We start from the raw sequence: 14,157 nt of genomic DNA on the forward strand, positions 1-14,157 counted from the left end.
CGCGGCACCAGGTGCACCGTCCCGCCGGTGGTCAGCGCGCCGAACACGCAGGTCAGGCCGAAGTCGGCGGCCGGTGTGGAGACCACCGCGAACGAGCCGCCGGGCACGCCGATGCGCGGCAGCATGCCGCCCAGGTAGTTCATGACGCCGCCGTGCTCGGCGGCCACCGCCTTGGGGGTGCCGGTGGAGCCGGAGGTGAAGATGACGTGGTGCAGGTGCTCGGGGCGGACGTCCACGCGGGGCCGCTCGGCGGGCAGGTCGGGCAGTCGGTCCAGTTTCAGGACCCGTACGTCCGGGCCGAGGCGGTCGGTGAACTCCGACATCGTGATCACGGCTCGGACTCCGGCGGCGTCGAGCATGGTCGCGATGCGTGCCGCCGGATAGGTCGGATCCATCGGCAGATATCCGCCGCCGGACTTCTGGATGCCGAACAACGCGCTTGCCAAGGAGGCGCCGGGCTCCAGCAGCACGCCGACCGGTTCGTCCGCGCGTACTCCGGCCTCGATCAGCCAGTGCGCGATGCGGTTGGCGGAGGACTCCAGCTCGGAGTAGGTGAGGCTGCGATCCGCGCCGACCACGGCGGGCGCGTCCGGGGTGGTGTCCACCCACTGTTCGATCAGGTGGTGCACGGCCTGGCCGGGTGCCTCCATGGGGGCGGGACCGGCCAGGACGGGCCCGGTCACGGGCTCCAGCGGCACCGCCCCGACCGGCGCGTCCAGGTCGGACAACATCCCGCCGAGCAGGGTGAGGTACCAGTCCACCAGCCTGCGGACGGTCGCCTCGTCGAACAGGTCCGTGCGGTAGCCGAAGCCGCCGCGCAGCGGCGATCCTGGACCGCTGTCGAGCACGTACAGGTCGAGGTCGAACTTCGCCGTCCGCTCGGGGAGCTCGATGGAGGTCGCCTCCAGGCCGGGCAGCTCGGGACGTCCCTGGTCGGGGATGTAGTTGAGCATCACCTGGAACAGCGGGGTGGCGGCCAGGTTGCGTTCCGGCCGCAGCCGGTCCACCACCCGGTCGAACGGCGCTCCCGCGTGGGCGAGCGCCCCCAGCGCGGCCTCCTTGACCCGGTCAAGCAGCTCCCGGCCGGTCGGGTCGCCGCCCAGGTCGGTGCGGACCACGACGGTGTTGATGAAACAGCCCACCACGCCCTCGGTGTCGGGATGGTCCCGTCCGCTGACCGGCACGCCGACCGCGATGTCATGGACCGCCGACAGCCGCGCGAGCAGCGCCTGCAACCCGGCCAGCAGCACCATGAACGGCGTCATGCCCGGCGCCGACCGCACCTTGGCCGCCAGCTCCGCCGGCAGCTCGACCTCCAGCGAGGCCCCCGCCGGGTCGGCCACCGCGGGCCGAGGACGATCCGTCGGCAGGTCGAGCACCGGCGGCAGCCCCCGCAGCCGTTCCGCCCACCAGTCCAAATCGGCCAGGGCCGGGACGGGCGCCACCTCCGCGTACTGGGCGGGCGGCGGGCCCGGCGGCGGGCGCAGTCCCAGCCGGGCGGCGTACAGCGCCGACAGCTCGGACTGCAGGAGGCCGCGCGTCCAGGCGTCCGTGGCGATGTGGTGGAAGGTGAGGGAGAGCACGTGCTCCGCGTCGTCGACCACGAACAGGACCGCCCGCATCGGCGGCTCCCGGTCCAGCGCGAACGGCGTGGCCAGCTGCTCGGCCACCGCCCGGTCGACCTGGGAACGGTCGATGGTCACGGTGGTCACCGGCACCTCCGCGGCCGGCCGTACCTCCAGGACCGGTTCGGCGCCGGTGGCGACGATCACGCTGCGCAGCACCTCGTGCCGCTCGGCCAGATCCCTGACCGCGCCCAGCAGCGCGTCCGCCTGCAGTGGCCCGCGCAGTCGCAGGGTCATCGGGACGTTGTAGGCCGTGCCGTCCGGCTCCAGCTGAGCCAGGAACCAGAGCCTGGCCTGGGCGCCGGACAGCGGCGCCGGGCCCTCCACGCGCTCGCGTCGCGCCACCGCCGCCGAGGCGGGACGGGGGAGCGCGGCGGCCAGGTCGGCGAGCACGGAGTGCTCGAAGAGCAGCCGCACCGGTACGGCGACGCCGAGCTGCTCGCGCAGGCGGCCCGCCACGCGGGTGGCGGCGAAGGAGTGGCCGCCCAGCGTGAAGAAATCGTCGTTCGCCCCCACCTGGTCCACGTCGAGCACTTCGGCCCACGCCTGGGCCACCAGGCGCTCCGCGGCCGTGCTCGGCGGCACGAAGGCCACCGCCTCCTGCTGCGGTTCGGGGAGGGCGGCCCGGTCGATCTTGCCGTTGGGATTGAGGGGCAGGTGGTCGAGGGTGACGATGTGGGCGGGGACCATGTAGTCGGGCAGCCGCTCGCGCAACGCCGACCGGAGCGCCGGCACGTTCGCCGACGCGGGGGTGACCCAGGCGGCCAGCTGCCTGGCCTTGCCCTCGCCGATCGGGAGGACGACGGCTTCGGAGACCTGGGGGAGGGCCCGCAGGGCGGTGACCACTTCGCCGAGTTCGACGCGGTAGCCGCGGACCTTGACCTGGTCGTCGACCCGGCCGCGGAACTCGATCTCTCCGTCGGCGGTGAGCCGGAGCAGGTCGCCGCTGCGGTAGCAACGCCCGTCGCCGGTCAGCGGGTCCGGGACGAACCGCTCGGCGGTCAGATCCGGCAGCCCGATGTAGCCGCGGGTGACGCCGGGCCCGCCGACGACCAGCTCACCCGGCACGCCGGGCGGGACCGGCCGCAGCCGCGAGTCCACCAGATGGCCGTAGACACCCGGCAGGGGACGGCCCAGCGGGACGATCCCGGTCCGGCGTTCCGCCGGGATCTGGTCGGTGTCGCAGACCAGGCAGATCATGGTGGATTCGGTGTGGCCGTAGTGGCTCTGGATGCGCAGGCCGGGTTTGGCTTTCTGGGCTCGTTCGACGAGGTCCCAGGGGCAGGCTTCGCCGGCGAGGATGAGCAGTTTGCCTGGCAGGACGGCGGCCAGGTCACCGCCGGAGGCCAGGAGCTCCAGGTGGCTGGGGACGCATTTGACGACGTCCACGTGGTGGTGGGTCAGGTAGTCGGCGAACGCGGTGGGGTCCATCGCGGTCTCGCGTGGCAGCAGGTGGACGGTTCCGCCGGTGGTCAGCGCGCCGAACACGCAGGTCAGGCCGAAGTCGGCGGCGGGTGTGGAGACCACCGCGAAGGAGCCGCCGGGGGCGTCGATGCGGGGGAGCATCCCGTTGAGGTAGCTGAGCACGTTGCGGTGCTCGGCGGCGACGGCCTTGGGGGTGCCGGTGGAGCCGGAGGTGAAGATGACGTGGTGCAGGTGCTCGGGGCGGACGTCCACGCGGGGCCGCTCGGCGGGCAGGTCGGGCAGTCGGTCCAGTTCCAGGACCCGTACGTCCGGGCCGAGGCGGTCGGTGAACTCCGACATCGTGATCACGGCCCGGACTCCGGCGGCGTCGAGCATGGTCGCGATGCGTGCCGCCGGATAGGTCGGATCCATCGGCAGATATCCGCCGCCGGACTTCTGGATGCCGAACAACGCGCACGCCAGGGAAGCCCCGGACTCCAGCAGCACGCCGACGGGTTCGTCCGCGCGTACTCCGGCCTCGATCAGCCAGTGCGCGATGCGGTTGGCGGAGGACTCCAGCTCGGCATAGGACAGGCTGCGATCCGCGCCCACCACGGCAGGTGCGTCCGGGGTGGTGTCCACCCACTGTTCGATCAGGTGGTGCACGGCCTGGCCGGGTGCCTCCATGGGGGCGGGACCGGCCAGGACGGGCCCGGTCACGGGCTCCAGCGGCACCGCCCCGACCGGCGCGTCCAGGTCGGACAACATCCCGCCGAGCAGGGCGAGGTACCAGTCCACCAGCCTGCGGACGGTCGCCTCGTCGAACAGGTCCGTGCGGAACTCGAGCACGCCGTCGAACCCGTCCCCGCGATCCTCCAGCGTCAGGTTGAGATCGAACTTGGCCGTCGGCGACGTCAGCCGCTCGGCCACGACCTCGACCCCGGGCAGGCTCATCGGGGTGACGCTGTCGTACACGTTCAGCATCACCTGGAACAGCGGGGTGACCGACAGGTTCCGCTCCGGCTGCAACCGCTCCACGATCCGCTCGAACGGCGTGCGGCTGTGGGCGAAGGCGTCCAGCGCGGTCGTGCGGGCCCGGGTCAGCAGCTCGCGCCCGGTGGGGTCGCCGCCGACGTCGGTACGCAGCACCAGGGTGTTGAGGAAGCAGCCCACCACGCCCTCGGTGTCGGGATGGTGCCGCCCGGCGTGCGGAACGCCCACCGCGATGTCGTCGCTGCCGGCCAACCGGCCCAGCAGCGCCTGCAGCCCGGCCAGGAAGACCATGAACGGCGTCGTCCCGGCGGTGGCCCGCACCTTGGCCGCCAGCTCCCCGTGCACCTCGAAGCCGACCGTGCGCCCGCTCCACGCCGGCACGGCGGGACGGGGCCGGTCCGTGGGCAGGTCGAGCACCGGGGCCAGCCCGGTCAGCCGCCGCGTCCACCAGTCCAGGTCGCTCTCGCCGGCCGTCTCGTGCGCATTCTGGCCGGCCTCCCAGGCGGCGACGTCGGCGTACTGCAGGGCCGGGGGCTCCGGCCGGGGGCCGGCGCCGAGCCGGGCCGCGTACAGCGCCGACAGGTCGCGCAGCAGCACCTGCTCCGACCAGGCGTCGGTCACGATGTGATGCAGGACCAGCACGAGCACGTGGTCGTCGGCGCCGAGCCGGAACACCGTGGCCCGCATGGGCGGCTCGGCGCCCAGCCGGAAGGGCCGCCAGGCCTCGGCCCGCAGCTCCCGCTCCAGCGACCCGGGGGTCACCTCCACCACGCTGACGGGCACGCCGGCGGCCGGCCGCACCCGCCGGCCCTCGACGACGCCGCGCAGCACCCAGTGCCGCTCACCGACGTCGGCCAGCGCGCCGGTGAGGGCGTCGAGGTCCACCGGCCCGCGCAGCCGCAGCGCCTGCGGCACGTTGTAGGCGGGGGAGTCCGGCTCCAGCTGGGCCAGGAACCACAGCCGCTCCTGGAGCGGGGACAGCGGCATGTCCGCGGCCGACAGCGCCGGGATGCCCGCCGGAGCGGCTTCCTCAAGGGTCTCGGCCGCGGCCCGCGCCGCCGCGAGCCGGGAGCGGAGCAGATCGGCGACCCGGTCGCGCTGCACTTCGGTCATGCCTCCACCCCGTCCGTCAGGTCGGCGAGCAGCAGCTCTTCCAGGCCGGCGGCGAAGTCCGCGAGCACCGGACGGTCGAAGAGCAGCCGCACCGGCACCGCGAGCTGCAGGACCTCGCGCAGCCGCCCGGCCACGCGGGTGGCGGCGAAGGAGCTGCCGCCCAGGGCGAAGAAGTCGTCGTCGGCCCAGACGGCCGGACGGCCGAGCACCGCCGCCCAGATCGAGGCGACCATGATCTCGGCGTCGGAGGCGGGCGCGACCCGTTCGGCCTGTGGGGCGTCGCCGGGCTCGGGCAGGGCGTCCCTGTCCACCTTGCCGCTGGACAGGGTGGGCAGGGCGGTCAACGCCACCCATCGCCGCGGCACCATGTGGTCGGGCAGCCGGGCGCGCAGATGTCGCTCCACCGCCGCCGGGTCGGCCGTCTCGGGCGTGACGTAGCCGACCAGGTGGGCCTGGGCGCCCGTGCCGGACACGGTCACCGCGCCCTGGGCCACCTCGCGCAGCACCGCCTCGACCTCGCCCAGCTCGATGCGGTAGCCGCGGACCTTCACCTGGTGGTCGCGGCGGCCGTGGAACTCCAGCATCCCGTCGGGCCGCCGGCGCGCGAGGTCCCCCGTCCGGTAACACCTGCCACCGGGGACGAAGGGATCCTCCACGAACCCGGACAGGCCCGGACGGTTCCGGTATCCCCGGGCCACGCCCGCGCCGCCCAGCAGCAGTTCGCCCACCGCGCCCGGCGGCAGCAGCCGCAGCCGCCGGTCGACGACGTAGGCCCGCTCGCCGGGCATCGGCGAGCCGATCGGCACCGGGCCGGGCTCGCCGGCGGACACGCGGTGCATGGTCGAGGTGACGGTGGCCTCGGTGGGGCCGTAGGCGTTCCACAACTCGCCGGCCCGCGCCAGGATCTCCGCGGCCAGGCCCGGGTCCAGCGCCTCGCCGCCGGTGACCGCGCGCAGCTCCGCGTCGCCCGTCCAGCCGGCCTCGATCAGCATCCGGTACGCCGTCGGCACCAGGTCGAGCACCGTTGCCTTGGCGGCCGCCTCGGCCAGCGCGTGACCGTCCCTGGCGGTGGCCCTGTCCACCACCACGCTGGTCCCGCCGCAGGTCAGGACCGTCCACAGCTCGGAGGCCGCCGCGTCGAACGTCAGCGGCGCCACGGCCGGCTGCACGTCGTCCGGGCCCAGGCGCAGCGCGGCCGCCGTGCCCGCCACCAGGGCGGCCAGGTTCGCGTGGGTGACCTCGACGCCCTTGGGCGTGCCGGTCGAGCCGGAGGTGTACATCACGTACGCCAGGTCGCCGGGCCGGACCTCGGGCAGCTCGGCGCGGCCGTCGAGCTCCAGCCGGTCGAGGTCCAGGACGTCGAGCCCTGGCAGGCCGCCCCTGGACAGCACGACGCCGGCCCCGGCGTCCTCGGCCAGCAGGCGTAGCCGCTCGGCCGGGTGCGCGGGATCCATCGGCAGGTAGGCCGCGCCCGCCCGCCACACCGCCAGCAGGACGGCGGGCATCAGGTGGTCGCGCGGCAGGCAGACGCCGACGACGTCCCCGGGCGCCACGCCGTGCTCCAGCAGCGTCGCCGCCGCCCGGTCGGCCCAGTCGTTCAGGTCGGCGAAGCTCAGCGACGTGCCGTCGGGGCCGACCACGGCCGTTCCCGTGGTGTGGGCCGCGATCGACCGCGGCACGGTCGGCAGCGGTCGCGGCAGCTCCGGCCCGGCGGCCAGCGCCAGCAGCGCGGCCCGCTCGTCGGGGGTGACGAGCTCCAGTTCGCGGCCGGGGTCCGTCATGGCGTGCCGGAGCAGCGCGATCAGGCGGTCCACGTACGCCTCGGCGCGGTCCCGGCCGAGCAGCGCGGTGGCGTACTCCAGGTGCAGCTCGCCGCCGGACGCCGTGCGGTTGACCAGCACGCTGAGCTCGTGGCCGGCGGCTCCCGAACCGAGCTCGGTGAGCAGTTCCAGACCGTCCACGCGCACGGGGACCTCGCTGTGCTGCATGGCCAGCAGCACGGCGGTGCGGGGCAGCTCGGCGGGCGGGAGCTCCTGGTGGATCAGCGCCCGCGTGGTGGCGTCCGCGGCCTGGCGCACCAGGTCGCGGAAGGTCGCGGCGTCGCCGGTCCGCAGCCGTACCGGCACGGTGTCGACCAGCGGGCCGACGACCGCGGCGAGCTCGGCGCCGGCGCGGCGCGCCGCGACCGCGCCGACCAGCGTGTCCGGTTCGGCGCCGGCCAGGGCGAGCCCGGCCAGGTACACCGCGAACGGGGTCGCGCCGCACCGCCTGGCCAGGGCGGACACGCCGGCCACGAACTCCTCCGGCAGCGGCCTGGTCACCCGCGCCGCCGTCAGGTCGGCGGGCGCCGGAGGCGTCATCGGCGCGCCCGACAGCTCACGCTGCCAGAACTCGCGCAGCCGCGGCAGCTCCGGATGCCCCTCCTGCTCGCGCACGGCCACGTCGCCGACCTGGACGGCGGGCCCGGCCACCGGCCGTCCGGCCAGCCCGGCGGCCAGCTCGTCCATCAGGATGCCGACCGAGCCGCCGTCGAAGGCGAGGTGATCGGTCACGACCACGAGCTCGGCCGCCGCCTCGCCGGTCCAGCACAGCTCGGCCCGGACCAGCGGCACCTCGTCCGCCACGTCGAACACGTACGCGCCCGCGCGCCTGGCCACCCGCTCCGGGTCGGCCTCGGGGTCGTGCTCGGCGAACGGCACCGGAACCGGCGGATGTGTCACGGCGTACGGCACGCCGTCCTCGCCCACGGCGACGGTGCTGCGCAGCACCTCGTGCCGGGCCACGACGGCGTCCAGCGCCGCCCGCAGCGGCGCCGCGTCCCGCAGGCCGCTCACCCGCAGCCGGACCGACACGGTGGTGACCGGCTTGCCCGGATGGAGCTGTCGCAGGGTCCAGAACTCGCGCTGCATGCCGGTCAGCGGGTACGTGCTCCGTCCGCCGTCCCGCCGCACCGGCTCCTGGACGGTCTCGCGCAGCCGGGTCGCCAGCCCGGCCGCCGTGGGCTCGACCAGGAACGCCGCCGGCGGCACGGTGTGCCCCAGCCGGCGCGACAGCTCGTTCACCACCTTGACCGCGGCCAGGGAGTGCCCGCCCAGGTCGGCGAAGCGGTCCAGCACGCCGATCCCGTCGAGGCCGAGCACCTCGGCGATGACGTCGGCCACCAGGCGCTCGTCGTCGGTCCTCGGCGCGACCGGCGCGGCGGCGACCAGCCGCGTGGAGCCGAGCCTGGGCAGGGCGGCGCGGTCCACCTTGCCGGTGGGGGCCAGCGGCAGGCTCTCGCTGATCCCGATCCGGGCCGGGATCAGGTGGCCGGGCAGCCGGTCGCTCAGCCATTCGCGCAGGTCGGGCTCGCCCACCCCGGTCGCGGCGACGTGGCCGACCAGGTGGGCGGCCCCGTCCTCGCCGGTCTGCGCCAGCACCACGGCCCGCCGCACCGCGGGATGGCCGCCCAGCACGGCCTCCACCTCGCCGAGCTCGACCCGGATGCCGCGGATCTTGACCTGGTCGTCGGCCCGGCCCGCGTAGCGCAGCTCGCCGTCCACCCGGCGGACCAGGTCGCCGCTGCGGTACACGCGGCCGCCGTCCGAGCCGGAGCCGAACGCGGGGGAGTCCACCCCCAGGTATCCGCGGGCCACCACGGGGCCGCCGATCCACAACTCGCCCAGCTCGCCGTCCTGTACGGGCAGGCCCTGCGCGTCGCACACCGACAGCACGGCGCCGGCCAGCGGCTCGCCGAGCGGCGGGTCGCCGTCGAAGTCGCGTCCCGCCTCGAAGAAGGTGCAGGCGGTGCTGCACTCCGTCGGGCCGTACATGTTGAGGACGCGCCGGACGTTCGGGTTGGCGTAGATCTGGCGGATCAGCGCGGCGGTCAGCGGCTCGCCGCCCGACACCACCGTCCGCACCCCGGCCGGCAGCGGGTCGCGCAGCAGCACCGACAGCGCGGACGGGACGCCGAACACGGTCCTCACCTCGTCGCGGGCGGGCAGGGACGGCAGCGCCAGCAGGTTCTCCGCCATGATCACCGTGCCGCCGGCGACGAGCGGGACGAACAGCAGCATGATCGAGGCGTCGAAGCAGATCGACGCGCTGGCCAGCATGCCGCCCAGCTCCTCGGCCGTGTACGCCGACGCGCCCCAGGTCAGGAAGTTCATGGTGTTGCGGTGCTCCACGACCACGCCCTTGGGCGTCCCGGTGGAGCCGGAGGTGTAGATGACGTACGCGGCGTCGGCGGCGTCTCCCGCGACGCCGGGCGCGTCCTCGCGCGGCGCGACGTCGTCGACGTGGACGACCTCCACCCCGGTGAGGGCGGCCTTCTCGGCCGGCGTCGTCGCGGAGAGCACGGCGGTGACCTCGGCGTTCGCGGCCATGAAACGTAAGCGTTCCGCGGGGTAGGCGGGGTCGAGCGGCACGTAGGCCGCGCCCGCCTTCCACACGCCGAGTAGCGCCGGGAGCAGCCATTCGCCCTGTTCCAGGCAGACGCCGACGTGGTGGCCGCGTCCGATGCCGCGGTCGAGCAGCGTGTGGGCGATGCCGTTGGCGCGGCGGTCCAGGTCGGCGTAGGTGAGGCGGGTGGTGCCGGCTATGACGGCGATGCTGTCGGGACTTTTCCTGGTTTGGATGGATATGGCCTCGTGAACGCGTGTGCCGGCCCCCGGGCCTTTCGCGTCGTCGGTCATGGTGTCTCCCCGTAAAACCCACCGCGATTGGCGGCAAATACGTACAAATTGCGCGATGAAGCATAATCCGCATGATCGCTTTGTCGAGTGTCTTCTGGGGCGGAGTTGGCCGTAAGCCGTGAATGACGCCACGTAAGGTTTTCCGGTCAAACTCCGGGGGATTCTGTGACCCTGTGTAGTGGCTGATCTCCGGGTGGCGAATTCGTGATCCCGACCGGCGGAAGAACGTCCGTTCCGTGGGGGTGGCGTTCCCTGTTCGGGTCTGCCGATGGTCTGCGTCCTGTGTCGGTACGGGTGTGCTGGCGTGGTGGCAGGGGTGACGTCGATGAGGGCCTCGGGTGCCGAGCCGCCTCAGGAAGGGCATCAGGGCTGGGGCATCCGAGAGGGTTCATGGCGGCTCGGGTACGACCGGGCCGGTGGTCGGCGCGAACGAGGTCGGACATTTGGCGGAGGAAGCCTGCGGCGGAGTGTCGCGGCCGGGTGGCGGTGCGAGGGTGGCGCCGGCAGAGAGCGCGCGGGCGGCATGGCCGGGTGGCGCGGCGGGTTGAGGCGCCGGGCTGAGGCGGCGGGCTGCCCGGTTAGGCGACGCGGTGGCGGTGGCGCGATCGGGCGGTACGACGGGCTGGGACGTTGGGCGGCGCGGCAGAGGCGAGACGGCGGGGCGGGGACTTTGGGCGGCGTGGCGACCGCATAGCGCGGCCGGGATGTCGCAGCGGGGCGGCTCGGCCGCGCAGTGCGGCGGAGTGAGGTGAGGTGGTGGCCGGGCTGAGCGTTGTCGTGTTCGACAGCGACCTCGATGAGCGTTGCTGGGCGCGCCGGGCTTTGGCGTGCTGAGTCCTCTGGAGGAGGCGGCCATGCCTCCGAGCTGGCCTTTAGTGGGTTGAAGCACGGCGAGCACCTGACCGGGCTTCTCGGGCCCTAGTGCGTGGTCGCCGCCGGGTTGGCCGACTTGGCGGGGCCGGTCTGGCGGGCAGAGTGCCGGTTTGTCTGGCGGGCAGCACGGCGAGCGGCCAAAGCGCGCGGTCTGGGGGCCGTTTGGCGGGCGGGCGGCCTGGCGGCCTTGCTCGTCGCCGTCCGAGCCGGCCTGAGCGGGTTGCATCACGGTGAGTACCTGACCAGGCACCTTGGGTGCCGGCGCGTGGTCGCCGCCGGGCTGGCCGACGTCGTGGGGCCCGTCTGGCGGCCAGGCTGACCGGCCGGTCTGGTGGGCAGCGCGGTGGGTGGTCTGGGAGGGCGGCCCAGCGCGCGGTCTGGCGGTCGGTCTGGTGCTGTTTGGCGGGCGGGCGGGCGGCCACGCGGTCTCGCTCGTCACCGTCCGAGCCGGCAGGGCAGCCTTGTTCGTCGTCGCCCAAGCTGGCAGGGCGGCCCTGCTCATCCCCGATCGGCGCGGCCCGGGGGGCCTGGCCATTGTCGTCTGAGTCTGCTGGGGCGGCCGGGGTGTTGTCGTTCCAGTCTGCTGGGGCCGCTCTGGTGTTATCGTCCGAGTCGGCCAGGGCCGCTCTGGTGTTGTCGTCTGAGCGGACGGGGCGGGTCTGTTCGTCGCCGTGCGAGCTTGTCGGATGGAGGGGTGGTCGCTCTGCCGGGAGCTGGTGGAGGGGTGTCTGGCTGGAGTGCCCCCGCTGCGTGCTCTCGCCGGGCCTGACGTTGGCGCGCCTGGAGTGGCTGCGCTGGCCGCGCACACCTTCGGCCCGCCCGGCGGCCTGGACGCATGGAAAGGAGGTTCCGGGCTCCGAGCTCCCAGCTCCCCGACCAGCGCGTCCCGGCCCCAGCTCCTCGCTCTCTGGTCCCCGCTCCCGCTCCCTGGTCCCCGGCCCCGGTTCCTGGCCCGTTTGCTCCTGGCCTGTCCGCTCTGGGGGCGTCCGCTCCCCGGTCTGCCCGCTCCTGGGCCGCCCGGACTCCCCGTGCCGCCGGGACTCCCCGGACTCCCGTGCCGCTCAGACTCCCCGGACTTCCCGGCCCTCGCCACCGGACCACCGGACGGACCACCGGACCACCGGGCCACCGGACCACCGGGCCATTGGACCTCCGGGCCGCTGGGCCGCCGCGGGTGGGGACGCTCGAGTGGGGTGGTGGTCTTTGAGTAATTGGGCGCCGTTGTCGTTCGGAATTGGGGATCGTTGTTTTGGCTTTGTTGAGGAATTTGCTGAAGGGGGCTCTGAGTGTTCGGGGGGGGAATTGCTCTGGTGTGAAATGGTGCTGGGGAAATCGGTTCAGGGTTTCGTGGGTGGGGTGACAGAAAAATTGTTGGAGTTCAGTAGGCCGGCCAGTCGGTCGAGGCCGCCCTTGATAAGTCGGCCGTATCCGTCGTCGGCCAGGGCGCCGATTCCGGCTCGGGCCTGGTCGAGGTGGTCGCGGGCGCGGTCGGGATCGCCCAGCTTGCGGTAGCACTCGCCCAGGTTCAGGTGCAGCGACGGGTACAGCGCCACCACCGGGAGCGCCACCCCGGCCTGTGCCACCTGTTCGTCGGTGACCTGGTCGGCGGCGGCGAGCGCGCGCAGGTCCCACATCAGCTCCTGGCGCACGTCGTCCTGGACGTCGGCCATCGAGTGCGCGAGAACGCAGACGTGCAGCGGATCGCCCTGCTCGCCGCCGATGTCGTCCCAGATCTGCGCGAACAATTCGCGAGCGGCTTCGGGCCGGCCTTGGTGGTGGTGTAAGTCCACCCCTTGGCCGATCCTGGCCATCGTCGGATCGGCGGTCATCGGTGCTCCTTCACTGTCGCGGGAAACAGCGGTCAGCGTACTTGTCCGGACCGATCCGGATGGCCGTACGAGCCGTGACCGCCGCCGTAATTCGGCGGGTTTCATCCGCGCCGGAGACGTTCGAGGTGTGGCAGTTCGGCCGTGCGCGGGCGGCCGGGCCGGGTGTCCAGGAGCCGCCATCGGGTGGTGACCCCGTCCGGGCCGTCGAGCGTCCCCCGCGCCAGCGCGGCGTCGATGCGGGCCCGCACACCGGCCTCGGCCGCCGCCTCGGCCGCGAACAGGACCCGCACCCGGACGACGTCGCCCTGCCGGTCGGCGGTCGTGTGGTGCGCCGCGATCGGGCAGGGCGGCTCGTGCTCCCAGTGCCCGCACAGCGCCACGGTGATCGCCGCGCCGGGGGCGCGCACATCGCCGTCCGCGTCCATGACGATCGTCGCCTCATGGGCGAAACCCGTACGCACCCCTCCATGATTCACGTACGCGTACGACGGGTCCAGCGCCCGGCGCCGGTCTCACTCGGGCGCGTACTGGGACGCGTACTCCTGCGAGGGCGGGATCGGCGTGATCACGTCCACGAGGACGCCGTTGGGGTCGGCCACGATGAAGTGCCGCTGGCCGAAGTCCTCGTCGCGCAGCGCCAGCTCAGGGGTCAGCCCCTCGCGCCCGACCAGGCGCTCCCACTCGGCGTCGACGTCGGCGACCTCGAAGTTGATCAGCAGCCCCGCGACCGGACGGCGGTAGGCGGCAGGCAGTGTCGGGTGGCGGTGGTCGAGCAGGGCCAGCTCGTACGGTCCGCGGCGCAGGCTCACGTACCAGTCGGCCTCGAAGGTCACCTCATACCCGAACAGCCGGACGTAGAAGTCCTTCGACGCGGCGAGGTCGGCCGTGCACACCACCGGATACACGCTGCTCAGCTCCATGCGTTCCTCCTCATCAGTTTCACGTACCAACGGTATGTGGGCGTACACTATTTGGGATACCGTCGGTATGTCAAAGGGGACGCAGTGGCCAGGACGGAGCAGAAGGAACGCACCCGCCGCACGTTGCTCGCCACGGCGCGGCGCCTGTTCGCGACCAGGGGCTATGCCGGGGTGGGGCTGGCGGAGATCGTCGGCGAGTCCGGCGTCACCAAAGGCGCCCTCTACCACCACTTCGAGGGCAAGCCCGACCTCTTCCGGGCCGTGCTGGAACAGGTGCAGCGCGAGGTGGCGGACCGGGTGGCCGCGGCGGCCGACGCCGAGGACGACCCGTGGGCGCAGCTCAAGGCGGGCTGCGCGGCGTTCGTCGCGGCCGGGGCCGATCCCGACGTGCAGCGGATCATGCTGATCGACGGTCCCGCCGTGCTCGGCTGGAACGAGTGGCGGGCGATCGACGAGGCCACCAGCGTCCGGCACCTGACCGAGGCGCTGGCCGCGCTCGTCGCGGCCGGCGCCATCCCGGCCCAGCCGGTCGCGCCGCTGGCCCGCCTGCTGTCCGGCGCGATGAACGAGGCCGCGCTGTGGCTGGCGCAGTCCGCCCCGGACGAGCTGGCCGACACCCAGGCGGCGCTGTCCCGCCTCCTCGACGCCCTACGCGCCTGAAGCGGCGCACCCTCGTCCGCCACCGAGAGCTCGCGCGCACCACGAGCCTGACCGCTCGGACGGG

Annotated in this window: 6 protein-coding genes; 1 reads left to right on the top strand and 5 read right to left on the bottom strand. The window is 73.7% G+C overall.

The window, feature by feature from the left end; translation table 11 throughout:
* The 5 genes from AB0J46_RS46895 to AB0J46_RS46915 all read right to left on the bottom strand — a co-directional run.
* Positions 1–5,135, bottom strand: a 5,135-nt coding sequence (locus AB0J46_RS46895; RefSeq protein WP_364342335.1) for an amino acid adenylation domain-containing protein, incomplete at its 3' end; no start/stop codon positions are given.
* A complete protein-coding gene (locus AB0J46_RS46900) occupies positions 5,132–9,811 on the bottom strand; it encodes an amino acid adenylation domain-containing protein (protein WP_364342338.1) in 4,680 nt (1,559 codons plus the stop codon). The genes AB0J46_RS46895 and AB0J46_RS46900, both read right to left, overlap by 4 nt.
* Positions 9,812–12,021: 2,210 nt before the next feature.
* A complete protein-coding gene (locus tag AB0J46_RS46905) occupies positions 12,022–12,513 on the bottom strand; it encodes a tetratricopeptide repeat protein (RefSeq protein WP_364342341.1) in 492 nt (163 codons plus the stop codon).
* Between the two features lie 101 nt (positions 12,514–12,614).
* Positions 12,615–12,974 carry a hypothetical protein gene (locus AB0J46_RS46910; RefSeq protein WP_364342344.1) on the bottom strand — a complete coding sequence of 120 codons (360 nt, stop codon included), beginning with the start codon at positions 12,972–12,974 and terminating at the stop codon, positions 12,615–12,617.
* 51 nt (positions 12,975–13,025) lie between these two features.
* Positions 13,026–13,433: a VOC family protein gene (locus AB0J46_RS46915; protein WP_364342347.1), complete on the bottom strand. Its 408-nt coding sequence runs from the start codon at positions 13,431–13,433 to the stop codon at positions 13,026–13,028.
* 84 nt (positions 13,434–13,517) lie between these two features.
* On the opposite strand from AB0J46_RS46915, the gene AB0J46_RS46920 reads away from it, so the two are divergent.
* Positions 13,518–14,093: a TetR/AcrR family transcriptional regulator gene (locus AB0J46_RS46920; RefSeq protein ID WP_364342350.1), complete on the top strand. Its 576-nt coding sequence runs from the start codon at positions 13,518–13,520 to the stop codon at positions 14,091–14,093.
* Positions 14,094–14,157: the final 64 nt, after the last annotated feature.

Origin of the sequence: Nonomuraea sp. NPDC049758, from assembly GCF_040674635.1 — a bacterium.
Taxonomy (GTDB): domain Bacteria; phylum Actinomycetota; class Actinomycetes; order Streptosporangiales; family Streptosporangiaceae; genus Nonomuraea.

What these genes read in the sequence shown, in the direction of transcription:
- AB0J46_RS46900 (WP_364342338.1), bottom strand. Translation starts at nt 9,811, where the DNA reads ATGACCGACGACGCGAAAGGCCCGGGGGCCGGCACACGCGTTCACGAG.
- AB0J46_RS46905 (WP_364342341.1), bottom strand. Translation starts at nt 12,513, where the DNA reads ATGACCGCCGATCCGACGATGGCCAGGATCGGCCAAGGGGTGGACTTA.
- AB0J46_RS46915 (WP_364342347.1), bottom strand. Translation starts at nt 13,433, where the DNA reads ATGGAGCTGAGCAGCGTGTATCCGGTGGTGTGCACGGCCGACCTCGCC.